Below are 20098 nucleotides of genomic sequence, written 5' to 3' on the forward strand. Positions count from 1 at the left end.
CTGCTATCCGGCAAAATATTACTCAGCCGGATCGGGAATGCTCAGTTTGCTATTAAGCCGACCACGCGATTTATTAAAAATTTTGTTGCCGTTCTCGCGACCCGCACGACGTCGGCGCTGTTCTTCCTCCGGCAAGGCCAACTCTTCACAGCATTGTTCACTACAGCAGCCGTTAAATTTACTGGCGCACTGCGGACACTGGATAAACAGCAGATGGCAACCGTCGTTTTTGCAGTTGGTATGGCTATCGCAGGGCGCGCCGCACTGATGACAATGCGCGATAACCTCATCCGAGATTCGTTCGCCCATTCGCTCATCAAATACAAAGTTTTTGCCGATAAAGCGAACGGGAAGCCCCTGCTCGCGCGCGCGACGGGCGTACTCAATGATGCCACCCTCAATATGCCAGACTTTATTGAAACCGTTGTGTTTCATCCAGGCGCTGGCTTTCTCACAACGAATACCGCCGGTACAGTACATCACTATCTTTTTATCTGCATGTTCCCGCAGCATTTCAACCGCTTTTGGCAACTGTTCACGAAACGTATCCGCCGGGATTTCCAGAGCATTTTCGAAATGGCCGACTTCATACTCATAGTGGTTGCGCATATCAATAAAGACCGCGTCAGGATCGTCCAGCATCGCATTCACATCTGCCGCCTTCAGATAATCGCCGACATTACTGGCGTCAAAACTCGGATCGTCAATACCGTCAGCAACGATACGGTCGCGAACTTTCATACGCAGCACCCAAAATGACTTTCCGTCATCCTCCAGCGCGATATTTAAACGCAGCCCGTCCAGCGCGGGGTCGAACGTATAAAGCTGTTGACGAAAGGTCTCGAGCTTGCTTTGCGGCACGCTGATTTGCGCATTGATGCCTTCATGCGCCAGGTAAACACGACCAAAAACGTCCAACGCCGTAAACACCTGATACAACGCGTCCCGCGTCTGCTGCGGCGAGGCGATAGTGAAATATTTATAAAAAGAAATTGTCGTACGCGGCTCGCTTTCCGCCAGCATTTTGGCTTTCAGCTCGTCATTAGAGATGCGGTTGTGTAACACTGGCATGGTGTACGTATCCTGCAATCAGCAAAAAATAAAGTGGGCAGGCATGATAAGGCAAGTCTCGCCAATTTACATCCACACATTTTGCGCTACATTTCCTACTTTACACTAAATAATTAACAACAATTGCCGATTTAATCGCCACTCTCCTGCTACATATTTTTGCTCAACGCAAAAAGATGCGAGAATACGGGGAATTGTTCGTTGAAAGACAGGATAGAAATGACGAAGTTGCCTAAGTTCTCCGTGGCCTTACTGCACCCGCGCTATTGGTTAACCTGGTTGGGTATAGGCGCGCTTTGGTTGGTCGTGCAACTCCCCTACCCGGTCATCTATAAATTGGGTTGCGCATTGGGCCACCTGGCGCGACGCGTAATGAAACGCCGCGCGAAAATCGCCTATCGCAACCTTGAATTATGCTTTCCGGAAATGAGCGCGCAGGAACGCCACACCATGGTGGTCAAAAACTTTGAATCCGTCGGTATGGGCGTGATGGAAACCGGCATGGCCTGGTTCTGGCCCGATCGGCGAGTGAACCGCTGGATGGAAGCGAGCGGTCTGGAGCATATCCGTGAAGTTAAAGCGCAGGGGCTGGGGTTCATTCTGGTAGGAATACATTTCCTTACCCTTGAGTTTGGCGCCCGCATGTTTGGTATGCATAACCCGGGGATCGGAGTTTATCGCCCGAATGATAATCCGTTGCTCGACTGGTTACAGACCTGGGGACGCTTACGCTCCAATAAATCGATGTTGGATCGCAAAGATCTGAAAGGCATGGTTAAGGCATTGAAAAGCGGCGAATTGATCTGGTATGCGCCGGATCACGATTATGGCCCGCGCGCCAGCGTTTTTGTACCATTATTCGCTGTCGACCAGGCTGCCACGACCTCCGGTACCTGGATGCTCGCGCGCATGTCTAAAGCCTGTATTATCCCCTTCGTGCCTCGCCGTAAACCCGATGGAAAAGGCTACGAACTGATCATTCTTCCTGCGGAATATTCGCCTCCGCTGGAGAACGCAGAAGCGACTGCCGCATGGATGAATAAGATTGTTGAGCAGTGCATTATGATGGCGCCAGAGCAGTATATGTGGTTGCATCGCCGCTTTAAAACTCGCCCTGAAGGCGTACCGTCGCGCTATTGACAGGATTGCAGCCGTCAGGCTGCAATTTTTCCCCTCTTTTAGCTTTAAAAGCTCCCCACATTGCGAGGCTGGTAAGGTCGGCGCATAATTATAATTAGTACGCTCATAATTAAATTGATGATAGCGCAAACCGCGCATCATACTGTGGAACGCTATGTCACCCTCTGATGTCCCCATAAACTGGAAACGCAATCTAACCGTTACCTGGCTGGGCTGTTTTTTAACCGGCGCGGCATTCAGCCTGGTCATGCCTTTTCTTCCTCTCTACGTTGAGCAACTCGGCGTAACAGGCCATAGCGCGCTCAACATGTGGTCCGGGCTGGTCTTTAGTATTACGTTCCTCTTTTCAGCTATCGCTTCCCCTTTTTGGGGCGGTCTGGCGGATCGTAAAGGGCGTAAGATCATGCTGTTGCGTTCCGCTCTCGGCATGGCCATTGTGATGCTGTTAATGGGCATGGCGCAAAATATCTGGCAATTTCTGATCCTCCGCGCGTTATTAGGCCTGTTGGGCGGATTTATTCCCAACGCCAATGCGCTCATCGCCACTCAGGTGCCGCGCCATAAAAGCGGCTGGGCGTTAGGGACGCTCTCTACTGGCGGCGTCAGCGGCGCTCTGCTTGGCCCACTTGCGGGCGGTCTGCTCGCCGACCATTACGGCCTTCGCCCGGTCTTTTTTATTACCGCCAGCGTTTTGTTTATCTGTTTTCTGCTCACCTTCTTTTTTATTCGCGAGAATTTCCTGCCGGTGAGCAAAAAAGAGATGCTTCACGTTCGGGAAGTGGTCGCCTCGTTAAAAAATCCCCGCCTGGTGTTAAGCCTGTTTGTCACCACGCTGATTATTCAGGTGGCGACGGGGTCTATTGCGCCCATCCTGACGCTCTATGTGCGCGAACTCGCGGGAAATGTCAGTAATATTGCGTTCATTAGCGGGATGATAGCGTCCGTTCCCGGCGTGGCGGCATTACTTAGCGCCCCCCGGCTCGGCAAGCTTGGCGACAGAATTGGCCCGGAAAAGATTCTTATCGTCGCGCTGATTATTTCCGTACTGCTGCTGATTCCAATGTCTTTTGTGCAAACGCCGTGGCAACTCGCGCTATTGCGGTTTCTGCTTGGCGCGGCGGATGGCGCGCTGCTGCCAGCCGTTCAAACTCTGCTGGTTTACAACTCTACCAACCAGATAGCCGGGCGCATATTCAGTTACAACCAATCTTTCCGCGATATCGGCAACGTCACCGGCCCTCTCATGGGCGCCGCAATTTCCGCGAGCTATGGCTTCCGCGCCGTATTCTGCGTCACGGCAGGCGTGGTGTTGTTCAATGCTATCTATTCATGGAACAGCTTACGACGGCGCAGACTGGCAATAGAATGATTTTTGCGCTTTCATACTTGCAATATCACAGAATCAGCTATTCTTTCCCTAAATACCTCGTCAAATCAAAGGGAGACACTGATGACCATGTATGCCACGCTGGAAGAAGCTATCGATGCAGCCCGGGAAGAATTTCTGGCTGACCATCCAGGCCTCGAACAAGATGAAGCGAATGTGCAGCAGTTCAACGTTCAGAAATATGTACTGCAGGATGGGGACATTATGTGGCAGGTCGAATTTTTCGCCGATGAAGGTGAAGATGGCGAATGTCTGCCGATGCTGAGTGGTGAAGCCGCGCAGAGCGTGTTTGACGGCGATTATGATGAGATAGAGATCCGCCAGGAATGGCAGGAAGAGAATACCTTGCATGAATGGGATGAAGGGGAATTCCAGCTTGAACCCCCGCTTGATACCGAGGAAGGCCGTACTGCGGCAGACGAATGGGATGAGCGTTAATTACTCATAAGGCCCGTGGTGAATATCGAGCGGCAGTAGCAGTGTATCGAAGATCAGTGAGAAGGGCAGATCGAGGATAGTGATATAGCGCCATGCGGTATCACGCATATCCCACTGCACGCCAGGGTAATACTGGTTGCCGTGTCCTTGTCCGGGGATCGTTCTGCTGATAATACTGCCGCAGCCGCTCAGGGTAATTACCATTATGCTCACCGCGAATATACGCACCTGATACCTCATTTCACTATAAAAATACCGGCATCACGCCGGTATTTTTCACCTCACTCCAGACCTGAAAACCTTATCCCGCTGACGATGCTCGTCCCTGCAACGCCTGTGGATTCAGGACGAGAGACTGATAATGGTTTACCCAGGAAGAGTATCTCTCTGGCGCATTCCAGACCCGATAGTGTAAACGCGCCATCGTCACCGGATCGCTGAGCAAAACCAGACGCCGATCGCGGTTCAGTTTCTCCGGCGTTTCGTTTAGCGCCTGCTCCACATGACGATCGCGGGCTATTTCCAGCACCTTACTGGCGCGGTGACGCGCGGTGGCCATCGCGGTCGCCAGCGCATTCAGCGACGGGTTAAATACCGCATGCATAAAGCCATCGTCCAGAATACGGCGGCGATTCATCTCCAGATATTTATCGGTATCGACCAACACCTGAGGCGGCGAATACTCTTCCGGGATCAGGAACAGCTTCCAGCGTTTGGTGCGTAATCCTACCGTTGAACGACTGGAGATCACCGAAACAAATGGCGACAGAATCAGCGAAAAGACAATCGGCGCCAGCCAGAACAGAAAGCGTAAATCCAGCCACGCCATACCCACCGCCCAGACCAGCCCCAGCAGCAGTTGAGAACCGTGACGCATAAAGGCTTCTCCCCACGGCGTAGAATCATCGTCGCGTTGCGGTGAGTTCCAGACCACTTCCCAGCCGAGAAACGCGCTGACCACAAACACGGTATGAAACAGCATACGCACCGGCGCCAGCAACACGGAGAACAGCACTTCCAGCAACAGCGACAGCGTAACGCGCCAGAAACCGCCATACTCTTTGGTGCCTTTACACCAGATCAGCATAATACTGAGCAGCTTCGGCAGGAACAGCAGCACCATCGTTGACGCAAACAGCGCGATTGCCAGTTCCGGACGCCACTGCGGCCAGACCGGAAAAAGCTGGCGCGGCTGAAGGAAATATTGCGGCTCTGTTAACGCATGAACGACCTGCAGCGCGGTAGAAAGCGCGAGGAACATAAACCATAACGGCGCGGACAGATATGACATTACCCCGGTCAGGAACACGGCGCGATGCACCGGGTGCATTCCTTTCACCAGGAACAGACGAAAGTTCATCAGGTTGCCGTGACACCAGCGGCGGTCGCGTTTAAGCTCATCCAGCAGGTTTGGCGGCAGCTCTTCATAGGAACCGGGGAGATCGTAGGCAATCCAGACGCCCCACCCTGCCCGACGCATTAGCGCCGCCTCCACAAAGTCGTGGGAAAGAATCGATCCGGCGAACGAACCTTCTCCCGGCAGCGGCGCCAGAGCGCAGTGCTCGATAAACGGCTTCACGCGGATAATGGCATTGTGCCCCCAGTAGTGCGACTCTCCCAACTGCCAGAAGTGCAGCCCGGCGGTAAACAGCGGCCCATAAACACGGGTCGCGAACTGTTGGCAGCGGGCATACAGAGTATCCATCCCCGACGCTTTCGGCGAAGACTGGATAATCCCGGCGTTTGGGTTCGCTTCCATCAGGCGCACCAGACCGCTCAGACACTCGCCGCTCATCACTGAGTCCGCGTCCAGCACCACCATATAGCTGTACTGATTGCCCCAGCGGCGGCAAAAATCGTCAATATTGCCGCTTTTGCGTTTCATACGGCGGCGGCGGCGACGGTAAAAAATTTGGCCTTCGCCCTGCACTTCCGCGATAAGCTCCATCCACGCCTTTTGCTCCGCCACGCAGATATCCGGGTTATAACTGTCGCTAAGGATATAGACGTCAAAATGCGCGGCGTTGCCTGTGGCTTTAACGGACTCCCAGGTCGCGCGCAGACCGGCGAAAACGCGGCTAACGTCTTCATTACAGATAGGCATGATCAGCGCCGTCCGGTGTTCCGGATTGAGGGGCTCATCGCCAACCGTAGACGCGGAGATGCTGTACTTATCGCGCCCGATAAGCAGTTGCAGGAAGCCCATCAGCGCCGTCCAGAATCCGGCTGACACCCAGCAGAACAGCACGGCAAACAAAATCAGGATACCGGTTTGCAGCATGTAGGGCAGGAGCTGCATAAAAGAGACCCAAATATCCTGCCCCACCATATCCATAGGATTGATGAGCGCCCATCCCTGATAAGGCAGAATGGTCTTCATATACCAGGTCGCGACGACGGTTTGCGCCAGAGTCAAAATTAACAGAACATAGCGGCGTATAGTGCCGACGGTACGCCATTTTTGCTCGCTCGCCTGCTCTTCTTTTGTCAGACGAGAAACATAGCGCGGCGTTACATCCCGCCCACGCAGACGATCCCAGAAACGGCCAACCGGGTTGGTTCGCCAGGGATCGGGAAACATCGAAGAGCGCGTCGCTTTTGGCATAGCCTGCAACTGATCGCGCCCTTCATCATCTTTAATTAACTGCCCCTTCGCCAATGAATCCGGCCAGGCGTGTTCAAGGCGGGCTTTTACGGAACCCTGCGGTGAATCGTCTTCTCGCGAGTAAGTCCGATGCTCGGCATCCAGCGCCTGATGCACGGCGCGGATGTCAGTTTTCGGCAATGCCGCTTTCTCACGTTCAGAAAGCAGCAGTGCGTCAATATACTCAGTTGTTTTATTCATTGGCAGGTAACTGGTAGCTCCAGGTTTCACTTAGCGTCTGATCGGCATTCACCAATGCGGCACGCATTTCCGTGGTTTTCTTCGCGTCTTTGACTTTCACGCGCAGCATTAAACGCCAGCCTTTAGTGACTGGGTTATAGCGTACATTACTGTCAACGATTTCACCGTTATCGCCAATGCTGGTTTGCGCAGCGACAGGCGTATCCGGCGGCAGTTTTTTCATGTCGGCGCCAACGAAATCCACCACAAAGGCAATAGTGCCGTCGGGCTGGCGAATCAGATTCGACTGTTTAACGTCGCCCGTTGAGCGGCGTGTTTGCAGCACCCAGGCATTATCCGGCGCATGAAGTTTATCTTCATCGCGGCTGAAGGTCAGAGTGTACTTGAAGTTCATCTCTTTACCCGGTTCCGGCAGTTGATCCGGAGTCCAGTAAGCGACGATGTTATCGTTGGTTTCATCATTGGTCGGAATTTCAACCAGTTCAACCTTACCTTTGCCCCAGTCGCCTTTCGGGGTAATCCAGGCGCTTGGACGCAGGTCGTAGCGATCGTCTAAATCTTCAAAGCGCGAGAACTCGCGACCACGCTGCAACAGGCCGAATCCCTGAGGGTTTTCCATTGCATAGCTGCTCACAGCGAGGTGTTTTGGATTGTTCAGCGGACGCCAAATCCACTCGCCATTACCCGCATGAATGGATAAACCGTTCGAGTCATGCAGTTCCGGACGATAGTTGGTCGTCGGCGACGGCTGGTTTGGCCCAAACAGGAACATACTGGTTAATGGCGCAACGCCCAGCTTGCCCACTTTATCGCGCAGATAGACTTTTGACTGCACGTCCACCACGGTATCGCGGCCAGGAATGATCACAAAACGGTAAGCGCCGGTCGCGCGCGGAGAATCCAGTAATGCATAGACGGTCAAACGCTTATCGGTGGGTTTTGGACGCTCAATCCAGAACTCGCGAAAGCGGGGAAACTCTTCACCAGATGGTAAGGCGGTATCAATCGCCAGGCCGCGCGCAGATAAGCCATATACCTGGCCTGCGCCGATAACGCGGAAATAGCTGGCGCCAAGCATACTGACGATTTCGTCGTTCTTATCTTTACTGTTGATGGGGTACAGGACTTTGAACCCGGCGAAGCCTAAATCTTTTACCGTGTCTTTATCGTGCTGAACATTGCCAAAATTGAAGTAATCCGGGCTGTATTTGATTCTTTTGACCGTCGTCGCCGTCACTTCGTTAATCTTGACCGGCGTATCGAAGTACATCCCCTGATGGTAAAATTCGAGCTTAAAAGGGGTCTTTAAGTTGTTCCAGTAGGCTTTATCGCTGTTAAACTGGATCTGCTGATAATCCGCATATTTCATGTCGCGGAAAACGGAGGGCAAGTTGCTTTTAGGCGCCTCATAGCCTTTCCCGGCTAAAGATTGAGCTTGTTTTGCCACGTCATCAATACTGAACGCCCAGCTCGATGATGCGTAAAGCGTTAACATAATAGCTGCGCCCAACCAACGCATTTTCATCATTTGTCGTTTATGTTTCATAATAAGTAAGCACTTCCCCCTTTGTGTGCTTATATCGATCCGATCCATTTTAATGGATAATCAGGCATTACGACAACTGAATCCAGGCTTTGTTCAGCGCGCTGGCTCATGGATTAAGCACCTCCCGCGCCTGTTTTCACTTTGCGTGCTTATCCTGGAGACAGGTTGTCGGAGTTGGTGTAGGGTTGCTACCGAATGTAACTATAATTCGCCTTATGGATAAGGTGAAAAATCTGAGAATACGTGACCTTATATGAGCTCTGTACCCGCGCCGCGTGAATATTTTCTTGACTCTATCCGCGCATGGCTGATGTTGTTAGGGATTCCCTTTCATATCTCGTTGATCTATTCCACTCACAGTTGGCATGTCAATAGCGCCACGCCATCGTGGTGGCTAACCCTGTTTAACGATTTTATCCACGCTTTTCGTATGCAGGTGTTTTTTGTTATTTCTGGTTATTTTTCGTACATGTTGTTTTTACGTTATCCGTTAAAACGCTGGTGGAAAGTACGGGTAGAACGTGTGGGTATTCCCATGCTTACCGCAATCCCTTTGCTTACCTTGCCGCAATTTATCCTGTTGCAATATGTCAAAGAGAAAACAGAGAACTGGCCTACACTCTCTGCCTATGAAAAATATAATACGTTAGCGTGGGAACTCATTTCACATCTGTGGTTTTTACTGGTGCTGGTGATATTAACCACAGTCAGCATCGGGATTTTTACCTGGTTCCAAAAAAGGCAGGAAACAAGCAAGCCTCGTCCCGCCGCTATTTCACTGGCCAGGCTTTCGCTTATTTTTTTCCTGCTGGGGATGGCTTACGCCTCTATCAGGCGCATTATTTTCATCGTATATCCGGCAATCCTCAGTGACGGCATGTTCAATTTTATTGTGATGCAAACGCTATTTTATGTGCCGTTTTTTATTCTCGGTGCGTTGGCCTTCATTCACCCCGATCTGAAAGCGCGCTTCACCACGCCCTCACGCGGATGCACTTTAGGCGCTGCCGTTGCTTTTATCGCGTATCTGCTGAATCAACGTTATGGGAGCGGCGACGCCTGGATGTACGAAACCGAATCCGTGATTACGATGGTAATGGGGCTGTGGATGGTGAACGTGGTCTTTTCACTGGGGCATCGCTTGTTAAACTTTCAGTCCGCGCGTGTCACCTATTTCGTGAATGCTTCGCTGTTTATCTATCTGGTGCATCATCCCTTAACGCTTTTCTTTGGCGCGTATATTACGCCGCATATCTCCTCCAACCTGATCGGGTTCTTGTGCGGGCTGATATTTGTTATGGGTATTGCGTTAATTCTGTATGAAATTCATTTACGCATCCCGCTTCTGAAATTTCTCTTTTCAGGTAAACCGCCGGTAAAACAAGAAAGCCGCGCCGCGATCGGGTAGTTTTCCGCGCGCGGGTTCACAGCAACCATTCCACAGGTAAAATTGCCGCCAACCGTACCAGAACTCGCTGCCAGAAACGCGTAGCGGGTTCTTTCTTTAACACCTTTTCCTCTTCTTGCTGACGATCGATCCAGTTAATTCGTCCCCAGCGATCCAGCCGCAGTTGCCAGGCCGCATCGCGTTGGCTCTGCGTAAAACGCTTATGAATAAGCGTCGCCAGCGTTTCACTTTCAATGACAAAGCCCATTTCGGTATTTAAAAGCGTTGAACGGGGATCAAAATTAAGCGACCCGATAAACACCTTACTACCATCAATACTGAACGTTTTAGCATGTAAGCTGGAACCTGAGTTCCCGGTGAGTCCGCGATCATGTACGGCGGTTTCATGTTCGCGGGTCGGTTTCAGTTCGTAGAGCTCCACGCCATAGCGCAGTAATTTCTTGCGCCAGCGCGCGTACCCTGCGTGAACGACCGCCACATCGTTGGCTGCCAGAGAGTTAGTTAAGATGGCGATCTTCACGCCTTTCCTGACCAGATTAAGCAACTGCGCCACGCCTGCGCGCGTAGGGACAAAGTAAGCGGAAATAATGTCGATACGCTCCGTCGGCGACCCCATCACGTCAAATAATCGCTGCGGAAGAAGCGAATGGCGCTGCGCCTTCCCCTCGCCTTTAGAAGGGTCATCGCTAAGCAAGCGTGTTTTTGCCCAAATCAGCGGCAACGTTCCGCGATCGAGATCCGCCATAAACTGGCTGGTTTCCAGCTTATGCAGATAACGGCGGGTGATCTCATCGTTATACCAAGATTCGGGAAGTTCGATACGCTGCGTCAGTTCCTGCTCAGAAAGGGATAATACTTGCTGCAATGTCGACACTGAACTACAGCGCCAGTAACGTTCAAAATCATTGGCGACATCATTGACCACCGGGCCAATGGCCATCACGTCCAGATCGGAAAATAGCGGCTCCTCGCCAGCGCCGAAATAGGCATCGCCGATGTTGCGCCCACCGACCAGCGTCACTACGCCGTCGGCAGTGTAACTTTTATTGTGCATCCGCCGATTCAGCCGCGCAAAATCCGTCAAATATCCCAGCGCGCGTAGCGTACGAAAAGAGAAAGGATTAAACAGACGAACTTCGATATTAGGATGGCTATCCAGCAAGCGCAACGTATCATCCAGACCAGGCGTATTGTTATCATCCAGCAGCAGACGAACATGAACGCCGCGCTTCGCCGCCGACAGCAGTACCGAAAAGAGCAGCCGCCCGGACATATCGTCTTCCCAAATATAATACTGCACATCCAGCGTCCGCGCCGCCATTTCGGTCAGGCGGTAGCGGGCGGCAAAAGCGTCCAGACTGTTATCCAGCGCGAGAATGCCGCACTCTCCGGGATGGCGCGCGCATAGCGGTTCAACGGCACGCTCCAGGCGTGTTTTATCAGGCAGGGTCGTCGCCTTGCTGAGTAAGTAATCTTGCGTAAAGCCGGGCAGTTTCTTCATCATAACAGACAAAGTATACCTGTTCAGGCAGAGCGTAACGGGTAATAAAATCTGAAACCGTCCTGACGGCGACTTCAGCGGCCTGGGCGCGTGGATAGCCATAAACGCCGGTACTGATTGCCGGAAAAGCGATGGAACGAAAGTGATTCGCCTCGGCAAGCAGCAAACAATTCCGGTATGCCTCTTCGAGTAGCTCAGCTTCCTGGTGTTCGCCGCCTCGCCAGACGGGCCCCACTGTGTGAATAACCGCCTTTGCCGAAAGCTTGCCAGCAGGCGTGATAACCGCATGTCCCGTCTGACATTCGCCCTGTTGCTGACGGATGAGTTTACAGGCGTCCAGCAATGCCGGCCCCGCCGCGCGATGAATCGCGCCGTCTACGCCACTGCCGCCCATTAATGATGCGTTAGCGGCATTCACAATCGCATCGACGCTAAGTTGAGTGATATCACCCTGTATGACCTGAAGACGTGATGTCATAACCCCCCCCTTTTGTCTCACCTTATCTGCAAAGTGTACAGCAGGGCTTTCAACAGAGTCGCTCTTTTTATATCTATGACACCGCCGTTAACGGTACTCAATATTCATCACCGCCAGGCTTTTTTGCGCATCGAGATAATGCAGCCGTACCGTCGCAATGGACTGAATATCCTGCGGTAATCCAGATGCCTGCCGAAGGTCAATCCGGTGCATTTGCTTTTTACCTTCGCGTAGGCAGGTTAAATCAATATTTTCGGCGTGAGTAGAAATATCGCACAGTGGCTCAACAATCGCGCCGCGAAAATGGATAACGCCGCCCTGTACCGTTTGTTGCCCTACCGCAGAATGGATAAAAAAAGCGCAGATACACAGGCCTATGGCAGGGATATTTTTCTTGATTACGGACATGTTAACTCCTCAATGATTAGTCATCCTCGAGGGTTCGGCGTTACCTTTTAGCGACATGCCGAGACGATGAGACGCTTTTATCGCCTCTTTAATACCCAGGTCAGCCAATCCATTTCCGCCACCATCAAAAACTACTGTGCAGAAGGCGGCCATTGTTGTGATAAATGCAGTGATTGTCCGTCCGAAACAGTAACAATAATTTTAACCGAGTCCTCTGAAGATATATTTACACTAAGACGAGACAACTCAATCGGTTGATTAGCAGGTAAAGATAGCGTTTGTTTTTGCTGTGTATGGCTTTGTCCCCCGACGCCGTCGCGCACAGAGAGAATTTGCACCTGACAGACGCAGGGTTCGTTTAATGTGACCTGAGGGATCACCGTGTAAATATCGCCTTGCTGAGTCGTGGTAAACGTAATCTGATTTGAAAGTGCGGCAAGGAGCAATAAAGTATGCATAATTTCCTCCCGAAAAAAAACAGGGCTTATGCCCTGTTTTTTTATTAGCGCAGACGCTAAATTAATACTGGTTAGCCGTGGCGTTGTTGCCAAAACCAACCTGACGCACCATTACGCTGGAATCAGATGCGGTCTGATTAACCAGCGCGGCGTTATTACCGCCGTATTGACCGACAGTAATATCGGAGTTTTTAGCGTTCCACTGGTCGATGGTGGCATTATTTCTGAAACCATTCTGAGTCAGTTCAATAGTACTATTATCCGCGCCCTGGCCTACATCGGCGCCGTTACCATAACCGCTCTGGGTAATAGTCGTTTCAGATTTACGGGCATCGCTTTGCAGAGCAAGCGCAGCGTTAGCGGAACCGTACTGATAAATGCTCAACGTGGAATCCGGGCCGGAACTATTGCCGCCGCCGTTATGATTACCGCCGCCGCCCCATTGTGGAACGACGCCAGCCAGAGCACTGCCAGAAACTACGATTGCTGCGAATGCTGCCACTTTTAAAAGTTTCATGGTAAAACCCCCATCGGATTGATTTAAAAGTCGTAACGGTATTAGCGTTGGGTGACGCGAATAGCCATATGCGACTGTTTCTGCACTACAACTGCTGTTTTCTGCGTACCGTACTGGGTAATATTGGCCTTATTTCCAGAACCTTTCTGGATAATAGCCGCACTATTACCGTAAGCGCTTTGCGATATACTGGCATCGTTGGCATTGCCCGTTTGCTCAATATACGCAAAGTTATAATTCCCTGCCTGGTCGACTTTCGCCCGATTATTTCCTCCTTCTTGTGAAATAACGGACAATAGTTTTGATCCTTCCTGGCGTACTCTGGCACTATTATCCGTGCCGACTTGACCAATAATGGCCGCCTGATTAAATGAAGACTTGCTTAATTCATTTACCGCAAAATTATATTCTGAACGAGCCAGATCATAATTTGTCGCGGTTGCAATCCCAGGCGCACCCAGTATTGTCAACATCATAAATAACAATTTGTTTTTCATGCTGTCACCCTGGACCTGGTCGTACATAGCGAAAATTATCTATTACCTTGTTAGCGACATGCGTTTTTTGTTAACGCGTCGTTACGATGAAGAGTATGTCCGTGGAAACATTTTTAATAACTCACCCACGCGTGGTATTTTGTTATTTAAGCTCATACCAAAGTGCTAATAAAACGATAGCCATGTGATTTTTTATAATTGATTTTTGGCCATAGAAGATAGTGTATCGCGAATCCAAAAAATGAAGTGTTGTTGTGTGTTATGCCGCCATGGGGATGTTCTTATGCTTCCTATGGGGGGCAATACGCACAAGACGTGACACACTTCGTTTTTTTTGTCTTTGTGCTGTCCAGGTTAATGCCACGTCTCAAATTTTAAGAAAAAATAAAATCAAAACATAACATATAATAATTAAAATGATTAAAAATCAATGAATTATTATAATTTGTATGATTTTTTAAATCTATGCAATAACAGCGAAATGTACAACTTTACTATCAAATCTAAACTTCAAAAAAACCCAAAAACAACATTTTAATATATATTTTTACATATTGTTACAAGTTTAACACTTGCTTTAAGATTTGTAATGGCTAGATTGAAAACAGTTAAAAGTATTTTCGTAAATATTTTTCTCTTTCTGGATAATGGGCTATTTCAACCCACAGCAGTGCAACATCTGTCAGTACTTCTGGTGCCTTTATTTTATGGGGGCAACTGTCAGATGTGCGATTAAAAAAAGTGGAGTTTCATCATGTTTAATGAAGTCCATAGTAGTCATGGTCACACACTATTGTTGATCACAAAGCCATCTCTGCAAGCTACGGCATTATTGCAACATTTAAAGCAATCGCTGGCCATAACCGGAAAACTGCATAATATTCAACGTTCTCTGGAAGATATCTCAGCCGGTTGCATTGTTTTAATGGATATGATGGAAGCGGATAAGAAGCTTATCCACTATTGGCAGGATAATTTAAGCCGCAAAAACAATAATATAAAAACATTATTGTTAAATACCCCTGACGATTATCCCTACCGTGAAATTGAAAACTGGCCTCATATTAACGGCGTGTTTTACGCCACTGAAGACCAGGAACACGTGGTCAGCGGATTACAGGGTATTCTGCGGGGCGAATGCTATTTTTCACAAAAATTAGCCAGTTACCTGATTACACACTCAGGAAATTACCGCTACAACAGCACCGAGTCCGCATTACTCACTCATCGCGAAAAAGAGATCCTCAATAAGTTACGTATTGGTGCCTCTAATAATGAAATCGCCAGGTCGCTATTTATCAGCGAGAATACGGTTAAGACACATCTTTATAATCTTTTCAAAAAGATAGCTGTCAAAAATCGCACCCAGGCAGTTTCATGGGCAAACGATAATCTCAGGCGGTAAGGCCATGAAACGCTATCTGACCTGGATTGTAGCAGCAGAGTTACTGTTCGCTACCGGAAACCTGCATGCCAATGAAGTTGAAGTCGAGGTTCCCGGATTGTTAACCGACCATACCGTCTCTTCGATAGGACATGAATTCTATCGTGCATTCAGCGACAAATGGGAAAGCGAATACACCGGCAATCTGACCATTAATGAAAGACCCAGTGCGCGTTGGGGAAGCTGGATCACCATAACGGTAAATCAGGACGTTATTTTCCAGACCTTTTTATTTCCAATGAAAAGAGACTTCGAGAAAACCGTCGTCTTCGCATTAGCGCAAACAGAGGAAGCATTAAATCGCCGACAAATAGATCAAACGCTATTAAGTACGAGTGATTTAGCGCGTGATGAATTCTAAAACATGATTTTTATCCGGAGGCTGTCATGCGTGTTAAACATGCAGTAGTGCTACTCATGCTTTTTTCGCCATTAACCTGGGCTGGAAATATGACGTTCCAGTTCCGTAATCCTAACTTTGGTGGAAACCCCAATAACGGTTCCTTTTTATTGAATAGCGCCCAGGCGCAAAATTCATATAAAGACCCCGCTTATGATAACGATTTTGGTATCGAAACCCCCTCAGCGTTGGATAACTTTACACAGGCTATTCAATCGCAAATTCTGGGCGGCTTGTTGACCAATATTAATACCGGGAAACCAGGACGTATGGTGACCAACGATTTTATTATCGATATCGCTAATCGCGACGGACAGCTCCAGCTCAACGTCACGGACAGAAAAACGGGAAGAACCTCGACCATCGAAGTGTCAGGTTTACAAACTCAGTCAACCGATTTTTAAGCTACAGTCACTAAAGGATATAAATCATGCCGCGCTTACTTATTTTGGTTGCCGTTTTATTGTTGAGCGGATGCTTAACTGCCCCGCCGAAACAAGCTGCGAAACCGACATTAATGCCCCGCGCACAAAGTTACAAAGATTTGACGCACTTACCTGCTCCCACCGGTAAGATCTTTGTTTCGGTATATAACATTCAGGATGAAACGGGCCAATTTAAACCTTACCCGGCAAGTAACTTTTCCACGGCTGTGCCGCAGAGCGCCACCGCTATGTTGGTCACCGCGCTGAAAGATTCGCGCTGGTTTATCCCACTGGAACGACAAGGCTTACAGAATCTTTTGAATGAACGGAAAATTATTCGCGCAGCCCAGGAAAACGGCACCGTGGCGATGAATAACCGTATCCCGCTTCAGTCGCTGACGGCGGCAAATATTATGGTGGAAGGTTCTATTATTGGTTATGAAAGTAACGTCAAATCCGGCGGGGTCGGCGCAAGATATTTCGGTATTGGCGCCGATACGCAGTATCAGCTGGATCAGATTGCTGTCAACCTGCGCGTGGTTAACGTCAGTACGGGCGAGATCCTTTCTTCGGTGAACACCAGTAAAACAATCCTTTCCTATGAAGTACAGGCAGGCGTGTTCCGTTTTATTGATTACCAGCGTTTACTGGAAGGCGAAATCGGCTATACCTCGAACGAACCGGTGATGCTGTGTCTGATGTCAGCCATTGAAACCGGCGTTATCTTCCTCATTAATGATGGTATCGATCGCGGCCTGTGGGATTTGCAGAATAAAGCGGACAGGCAAAATGATATTCTGGTGAAATACCGTGAGCTGTCAGTACCGCCAGAATCCTGATGAATACGACAAAGCGTGGGGAAGAACCCCACGCTTTTTTATTTTGTGACCGCCGTATTCGCTGAATGTTGCTCGCGGCGTGATGCCAGCCATAGCCCACTATTTTTCATGGCATAGCCAAAGATTAGCCCCAGCGCCAGCGACGGTAATACCAACCGCCAGTCACCCTGCCCTGCAAATGTCGCACAGGCGCCGATAAATGTTCCCGGGACAAAAGAAAGCAATAGCTGCTTTGCCTGGATACACATCAGGAATGCCACGATCCCCGTCAACACGTAACTGACAATTTCCAGATGCGGCGCCAACGCGCTACCGTGAATAATGACCAGCGCCCACACCATACCGCTTAACAGCGTACAGGCGGAAATCAACAATCCCTTAAAGCCGCCCTGCGGACAGGCGAAATAAGCCGTACAACCTAAAAAACCGGCCCAGCTTAGTAACCCCAGGGAGACGGCCACCCATCCCCATATTCCAGAAAGGATGCCCGTCGTGATAGCAATAGAAAGAAGTATGTTCATGGCGCGCATCATAACAGAAAAGCGGCACATTAATGAGATCACGCACACATTTTATGCAATGATGTAAAACCAGTTGCAGTTAAGGGTGATTTACATCACATTATTCTTCATCTTCTTCCTGAAGTTCATCCCACATGGCCCCTATCGCATCACGCGTTAGCGGCGCCAGAGTGCGCCAGAATGGCGTAACGGCATGGGCTTCAACTTTACCGAGGAAGGTATTGCACCAGGGAAGCAGATAATCGGCAAATAAAGTTTCCAGCGCTTCACTTTCATCTTCGGCAGACTGATCTTCCAGCCAGGAGGCCGCGAGCAATAAAGTGCCAATGTGATCGGCAGGCGTATCGGCCAGCGGCATCCCTCGCGACGTTAAAAAAGCGCGCACCTCAGACTCTTCCGCGCCTTCGACCCACGCACTGCGGTATGGCGCTACCGCGCACTCTTCCCCAACAAATAACGCATTGTAATCAGTGGAAATCTGCGTGATATCGCAGCTTTTCTGTAAACGCGCCAGCATGTCATCCTGCTCCAGCGGCCAGTTTGCCGCCAGTTTACCTTCACGAATTAACGTAAACAGCGGAACCAGTAAAGGATCTTGCGGTTGGCGGTAATACAACGATCCCAGCACACGGCACAGGATTGAAAACTCATTCATTGATATCTTCCCGTAAATAACGATTAAAGTTCGGCAAATTCCGGTACAGGCGCCATACCGCGTGATTCGAGAAAGGCCAGTAAGCGCTGCGGCGAGACGTTCAGGATTCGATCTTCCGGAAAATTCACCGCATCCAGAATTTTCCGGCATTCGGTGAAATCGCCAAGCGTAAAGGCCGTATGGGAATCAGAGCCTAACGCTACCCAGCCTCCCGCATCGCGTACGGCGGCAGCGACCGCGCGGCAATTATCTTCGCTTCCTTTACGCGAATGCAGAAAAGAAGAGTTGTTGATTTCCAGCGCTACATGGTGTTTCGCCGCCGCCTGCGCGATGGCTTTAACCTCCACTGGATACTTTGGATTTCCGGGGTGACTAATTATATGCACCTTGCCGCTGGCGATGGTCGCGATCATCGCCTGGGTATTGGTTTCTTTATCATGTGGCGCAAAAACAGGCTCATGGAAGCCTGCGATAATCAGATCCAGCGAGTCGAACATCTTTCCGGAGCAATCAATTTCACCGTTAATGTTCTTGATATTCGCCTCAATGCCACGCAGTATCCCCACGCCGTCAACCAGACGCGGCCAGATGCGCATGTTAATAAAATGCCAGTGATGCGGCGCATCTTCCATGTCCGGACCATGATCGGTAATCGCAAAAAGTTTAATGCCTTTGCGTTTGGCTTCCGCGATATAATCGCTCAGAGTACTGTAGGCATGAGTGCTGGCGACGGTATGCATATGCAGGTCAACGGGATACATTGCTCTCTCCTGTAGTCATTTCCGACAAGGATAGCAGGTATCGCCAGCGTTTTTTAGCGAAACCCGGCCCGCGCCGGGTTGATGTCAATATCCTCTCGCCCGATCCACCTGCCCCGTCACCGGCTCTCCCTTCTCCAGTTGGGTAATGGTGCGGCTAATATAATCGATGGCTTCCGCCGGACGGGTGACTGCCGCAATGTGCGGCGTCATGGCGACTCGCGGATGGCGCCATAATGGACTTTCCTGCGGTAACGGTTCCTGGCTAAAGACATCCAACATCGCGCCTTTTAGCTTACCGCTATCAAGCGCAGCCAGCAGATCCGCCTCCTGAACATGCACGCCGCGCGCGAGATTCAACACGTAAGCGCCATCCGGCAATTGATCCAACAATTCGCTATTAATAATTCCTACCGTTTGGGCCGTATTCGGCAGCAGATTAATCAGCACCCGCGTCTGGTTCAGGAAAACGTGCAGCTCTTCACGCCCCACATAACTTTCCACGCCAGGCCAGGATTTGCGGCTACGACTCCAGCAACGTAACGGGAACCCCCACGCCTGTAGACTTTCTGCCACTTTTGCGCCCAGTACCCCTGCGCCCATGATACCGACGCTAAACTCTTCGCGGGTATATTCCGGCAACGGTTTCCATAGCGCCTGATTTTTCAGCGCCTGATAATCATCGAAACGACGGAACCAGTGTAATACCTGGCTGACGGCATACTCCTGCATTTGCAGGCCCATTCCGGTATCTTCCAGACGGAATAGAGGAATGGAGGCGTCCAGCATTTCCGGATGCGCATGTAATTTACTCAGAATTGCATCCACCCCCGCGCCCAGCGCAAAGACGGCTTTTAAGCGTCTTCCGGCCAGCATTTCAACCGGGGGCTGCCATACAAGCGCATAGTCTGCGGGGTTGTTATCACCGACCTTCCATTCACGAACGCGCGCATGTGGGAGAGCCTTCTCCAGCGCATTTACCCACCAGGCGGCGTTAAATGTCGGGTGATAAAAAATTATCTCCATGTTATCTCCTGAGCAGTATTGTGCGGAATGTGATTGCGCCTGTTATCAGCGTTTTCAACGGGATGTGCAGCATAGCAAATTTCCCGGCGCGGGCAAAAAAAGCAGTTTTCGCTTATTAAAGCCACAGATTGGTGGAAGTTTGTATAAACGCGCTTTTTTTTGAAAAAAGTTGATTGACGTAGAATGGATATTTCCCTACATTAGCGCCCGTTCCAGTAATGCTGGAGCGACAATTTGGTGAGGTGTCCGAGTGGCTGAAGGAGCACGCCTGGAAAGTGTGTATACGGCAACGTATCGGGGGTTCGAATCCCCCCCTCACCGCCATATTTAAGTTGA

At 50.2% G+C, this 20098-nt stretch carries 22 protein-coding genes and 1 tRNA gene; 9 read left to right on the forward strand and 14 right to left on the reverse strand.

The genetic code is table 11. From position 1 onward, the window contains the following. Positions 1 to 18: 18 nt before the first annotated feature. Positions 19 to 1071, reverse strand: coding sequence for an oxygen-dependent tRNA uridine(34) hydroxylase TrhO (trhO, locus tag NA330_RS03140; RefSeq protein WP_001144623.1), 1053 nt, complete (start codon positions 1069 to 1071; stop codon positions 19 to 21). Positions 1072 to 1290: 219 nt separating this feature from the next. Between trhO and NA330_RS03145 the strand changes: the two genes are divergently transcribed. From NA330_RS03145 to NA330_RS03155, 3 genes are all read left to right on the forward strand, one after another. After that, positions 1291 to 2211 carry a Kdo(2)-lipid IV(A) acyltransferase gene (locus NA330_RS03145; protein WP_000163972.1) on the forward strand — a complete coding sequence of 307 codons (921 nt, stop codon included), beginning with the start codon at positions 1291 to 1293 and terminating at the stop codon, positions 2209 to 2211. Between the two features lie 154 nt (positions 2212 to 2365). Then, positions 2366 to 3580 (forward strand): multidrug efflux MFS transporter MdtG, encoded by a 1215-nt coding sequence (mdtG, locus tag NA330_RS03150; protein ID WP_000075053.1) that lies wholly within the window; start codon positions 2366 to 2368, stop codon positions 3578 to 3580. Between the two features lie 81 nt (positions 3581 to 3661). After that, a complete protein-coding gene (locus NA330_RS03155) occupies positions 3662 to 4036 on the forward strand; it encodes a MysB family protein (RefSeq protein WP_000180050.1) in 375 nt (124 codons plus the stop codon). Here the strand turns inward: NA330_RS03155 and NA330_RS03160 are convergent, their stop codons facing one another. The 3 genes from NA330_RS03160 to mdoG all read right to left on the reverse strand — a co-directional run bounded on the left by NA330_RS03160 (position 4037) and on the right by mdoG (position 8409). After that, positions 4037 to 4264, reverse strand: coding sequence for a YceK/YidQ family lipoprotein (locus NA330_RS03160; protein WP_023242583.1), 228 nt, complete (start codon positions 4262 to 4264; stop codon positions 4037 to 4039). A gap of 73 nt (positions 4265 to 4337) precedes the next feature. Continuing rightward, on the reverse strand, positions 4338 to 6881 hold the full coding sequence (gene mdoH, locus NA330_RS03165) for a glucans biosynthesis glucosyltransferase MdoH (protein WP_023205468.1): 2544 nt from the start codon (positions 6879 to 6881) through the stop codon (positions 4338 to 4340). Next, positions 6874 to 8409, reverse strand: coding sequence for a glucans biosynthesis protein MdoG (gene mdoG, locus NA330_RS03170; RefSeq protein ID WP_001562609.1), 1536 nt, complete (start codon positions 8407 to 8409; stop codon positions 6874 to 6876). Before mdoG ends, mdoH begins: the two co-directional genes overlap by 8 nt. A 271-nt stretch (positions 8410 to 8680) precedes the next feature. On the opposite strand from mdoG, the gene mdoC reads away from it, so the two are divergent. After that, positions 8681 to 9835, forward strand: coding sequence for a glucans biosynthesis protein MdoC (gene mdoC, locus NA330_RS03175; protein WP_023242585.1), 1155 nt, complete (start codon positions 8681 to 8683; stop codon positions 9833 to 9835). A gap of 16 nt (positions 9836 to 9851) precedes the next feature. Here mdoC and NA330_RS03180 read toward each other — a convergent pair whose 3' ends face one another. The 6 genes from NA330_RS03180 to csgB form a co-directional block, all read right to left on the reverse strand. Continuing rightward, positions 9852 to 11339 carry a phospholipase D family protein gene (locus NA330_RS03180; RefSeq protein WP_000976323.1) on the reverse strand — a complete coding sequence of 496 codons (1488 nt, stop codon included), beginning with the start codon at positions 11337 to 11339 and terminating at the stop codon, positions 9852 to 9854. Beyond that, entirely contained in the window at positions 11275 to 11814 is a 540-nt protein-coding gene (ymdB, locus tag NA330_RS03185) for an O-acetyl-ADP-ribose deacetylase (RefSeq protein WP_023242586.1), read from the reverse strand. The genes NA330_RS03180 and ymdB overlap by 65 nt, the downstream gene beginning before the upstream one ends. Positions 11815 to 11901: 87 nt before the next feature. Continuing rightward, on the reverse strand, positions 11902 to 12222 hold the full coding sequence (locus NA330_RS03190; protein ID WP_000111254.1) for a type 1 fimbrial protein: 321 nt from the start codon (positions 12220 to 12222) through the stop codon (positions 11902 to 11904). Positions 12223 to 12353: 131 nt separating this feature from the next. Next, the gene (gene csgC, locus NA330_RS03195) at positions 12354 to 12680 is read right to left on the reverse strand and encodes a curli assembly chaperone CsgC (protein WP_000557256.1); all 327 of its coding nucleotides are present in this window, start codon (positions 12678 to 12680) and stop codon (positions 12354 to 12356) included. Positions 12681 to 12741: 61 nt separating this feature from the next. Then, positions 12742 to 13197: a curli major subunit CsgA gene (gene csgA / locus NA330_RS03200; RefSeq protein ID WP_000771416.1), complete on the reverse strand. Its 456-nt coding sequence runs from the start codon at positions 13195 to 13197 to the stop codon at positions 12742 to 12744. Positions 13198 to 13238: 41 nt separating this feature from the next. After that, positions 13239 to 13694 (reverse strand): curli minor subunit CsgB, encoded by a 456-nt coding sequence (gene csgB / locus NA330_RS03205; protein ID WP_000791655.1) that lies wholly within the window; start codon positions 13692 to 13694, stop codon positions 13239 to 13241. A 754-nt stretch (positions 13695 to 14448) separates the two neighbouring features. Here csgB and csgD point away from each other — a divergent pair. Genes csgD through csgG form a run of 4 tightly spaced genes read left to right on the forward strand, consistent with a single transcriptional unit; the run spans position 14449 to position 16802 of the window. Next, complete coding sequence (gene csgD / locus NA330_RS03210; protein WP_000481517.1) at positions 14449 to 15099, forward strand: biofilm master transcriptional regulator CsgD; 651 nt, start codon at positions 14449 to 14451, stop codon at positions 15097 to 15099. Between the two features lie 4 nt (positions 15100 to 15103). Beyond that, complete coding sequence (gene csgE, locus NA330_RS03215) at positions 15104 to 15499, forward strand: curli production assembly/transport protein CsgE (RefSeq protein WP_000833307.1); 396 nt, start codon at positions 15104 to 15106, stop codon at positions 15497 to 15499. 26 nt (positions 15500 to 15525) lie between these two features. Beyond that, complete coding sequence (csgF, locus tag NA330_RS03220) at positions 15526 to 15942, forward strand: curli production assembly/transport protein CsgF (protein WP_001264073.1); 417 nt, start codon at positions 15526 to 15528, stop codon at positions 15940 to 15942. Positions 15943 to 15968: 26 nt separating this feature from the next. Further along, positions 15969 to 16802, forward strand: coding sequence for a curli production assembly/transport protein CsgG (gene csgG, locus NA330_RS03225; RefSeq protein ID WP_001137620.1), 834 nt, complete (start codon positions 15969 to 15971; stop codon positions 16800 to 16802). A gap of 38 nt (positions 16803 to 16840) precedes the next feature. On the opposite strand, the gene NA330_RS03230 is transcribed toward csgG, so the two are convergent. The 4 genes from NA330_RS03230 to ghrA form a co-directional block, all read right to left on the reverse strand. Continuing rightward, a complete protein-coding gene (locus tag NA330_RS03230; protein WP_001546652.1) occupies positions 16841 to 17323 on the reverse strand; it encodes a DUF1097 domain-containing protein in 483 nt (160 codons plus the stop codon). Between the two features lie 100 nt (positions 17324 to 17423). Beyond that, positions 17424 to 17978 (reverse strand): TorD/DmsD family molecular chaperone, encoded by a 555-nt coding sequence (locus NA330_RS03235; RefSeq protein ID WP_001001890.1) that lies wholly within the window; start codon positions 17976 to 17978, stop codon positions 17424 to 17426. 23 nt (positions 17979 to 18001) lie between these two features. After that, the gene (locus NA330_RS03240; RefSeq protein WP_000283643.1) at positions 18002 to 18739 is read right to left on the reverse strand and encodes a phosphatase; all 738 of its coding nucleotides are present in this window, start codon (positions 18737 to 18739) and stop codon (positions 18002 to 18004) included. Between the two features lie 84 nt (positions 18740 to 18823). Beyond that, positions 18824 to 19762, reverse strand: a complete 939-nt coding sequence (gene ghrA, locus NA330_RS03245) for a glyoxylate/hydroxypyruvate reductase GhrA (protein WP_023242587.1) — start codon at positions 19760 to 19762, stop codon at positions 18824 to 18826. Between the two features lie 236 nt (positions 19763 to 19998). Here ghrA and NA330_RS03250 point away from each other — a divergent pair. Further along, a tRNA-Ser gene (locus tag NA330_RS03250) sits at positions 19999 to 20086 on the forward strand. Positions 20087 to 20098 lie beyond the last annotated feature (12 nt).

The organism is Salmonella sp. NW722 (genome assembly GCF_051702785.1).
Lineage (GTDB): Bacteria > Pseudomonadota > Gammaproteobacteria > Enterobacterales > Enterobacteriaceae > Salmonella > Salmonella enterica.

Bases quoted from the DNA above. Each gene is read 5' to 3' on its own strand.
- mdoG (WP_001562609.1), bottom strand. From the start codon at position 8,409: ATGATGAAAATGCGTTGGTTGGGCGCAGCTATTATGTTAACGCTTTAC.
- NA330_RS03155 (WP_000180050.1), top strand. From the start codon at position 3,662: ATGACCATGTATGCCACGCTGGAAGAAGCTATCGATGCAGCCCGGGAA.
- ymdB (WP_023242586.1), bottom strand. From the start codon at position 11,814: ATGACATCACGTCTTCAGGTCATACAGGGTGATATCACTCAACTTAGC.
- NA330_RS03180 (WP_000976323.1), bottom strand. From the start codon at position 11,339: ATGATGAAGAAACTGCCCGGCTTTACGCAAGATTACTTACTCAGCAAG.
- mdoC (WP_023242585.1), top strand. From the start codon at position 8,681: ATGAGCTCTGTACCCGCGCCGCGTGAATATTTTCTTGACTCTATCCGC.
- NA330_RS03240 (WP_000283643.1), bottom strand. From the start codon at position 18,739: ATGTATCCCGTTGACCTGCATATGCATACCGTCGCCAGCACTCATGCC.
- csgE (WP_000833307.1), top strand. From the start codon at position 15,104: ATGAAACGCTATCTGACCTGGATTGTAGCAGCAGAGTTACTGTTCGCT.
- csgB (WP_000791655.1), bottom strand. From the start codon at position 13,694: ATGAAAAACAAATTGTTATTTATGATGTTGACAATACTGGGTGCGCCT.
- NA330_RS03235 (WP_001001890.1), bottom strand. From the start codon at position 17,978: ATGAATGAGTTTTCAATCCTGTGCCGTGTGCTGGGATCGTTGTATTAC.
- ghrA (WP_023242587.1), bottom strand. From the start codon at position 19,762: ATGGAGATAATTTTTTATCACCCGACATTTAACGCCGCCTGGTGGGTA.
- NA330_RS03230 (WP_001546652.1), bottom strand. From the start codon at position 17,323: ATGAACATACTTCTTTCTATTGCTATCACGACGGGCATCCTTTCTGGA.
- csgC (WP_000557256.1), bottom strand. From the start codon at position 12,680: ATGCATACTTTATTGCTCCTTGCCGCACTTTCAAATCAGATTACGTTT.
- trhO (WP_001144623.1), bottom strand. From the start codon at position 1,071: ATGCCAGTGTTACACAACCGCATCTCTAATGACGAGCTGAAAGCCAAA.
- mdoH (WP_023205468.1), bottom strand. From the start codon at position 6,881: ATGAATAAAACAACTGAGTATATTGACGCACTGCTGCTTTCTGAACGT.
- csgF (WP_001264073.1), top strand. From the start codon at position 15,526: ATGCGTGTTAAACATGCAGTAGTGCTACTCATGCTTTTTTCGCCATTA.
- csgA (WP_000771416.1), bottom strand. From the start codon at position 13,197: ATGAAACTTTTAAAAGTGGCAGCATTCGCAGCAATCGTAGTTTCTGGC.
- NA330_RS03145 (WP_000163972.1), top strand. From the start codon at position 1,291: ATGACGAAGTTGCCTAAGTTCTCCGTGGCCTTACTGCACCCGCGCTAT.
- mdtG (WP_000075053.1), top strand. From the start codon at position 2,366: ATGTCACCCTCTGATGTCCCCATAAACTGGAAACGCAATCTAACCGTT.
- NA330_RS03190 (WP_000111254.1), bottom strand. From the start codon at position 12,222: ATGTCCGTAATCAAGAAAAATATCCCTGCCATAGGCCTGTGTATCTGC.
- csgG (WP_001137620.1), top strand. From the start codon at position 15,969: ATGCCGCGCTTACTTATTTTGGTTGCCGTTTTATTGTTGAGCGGATGC.
- csgD (WP_000481517.1), top strand. From the start codon at position 14,449: ATGTTTAATGAAGTCCATAGTAGTCATGGTCACACACTATTGTTGATC.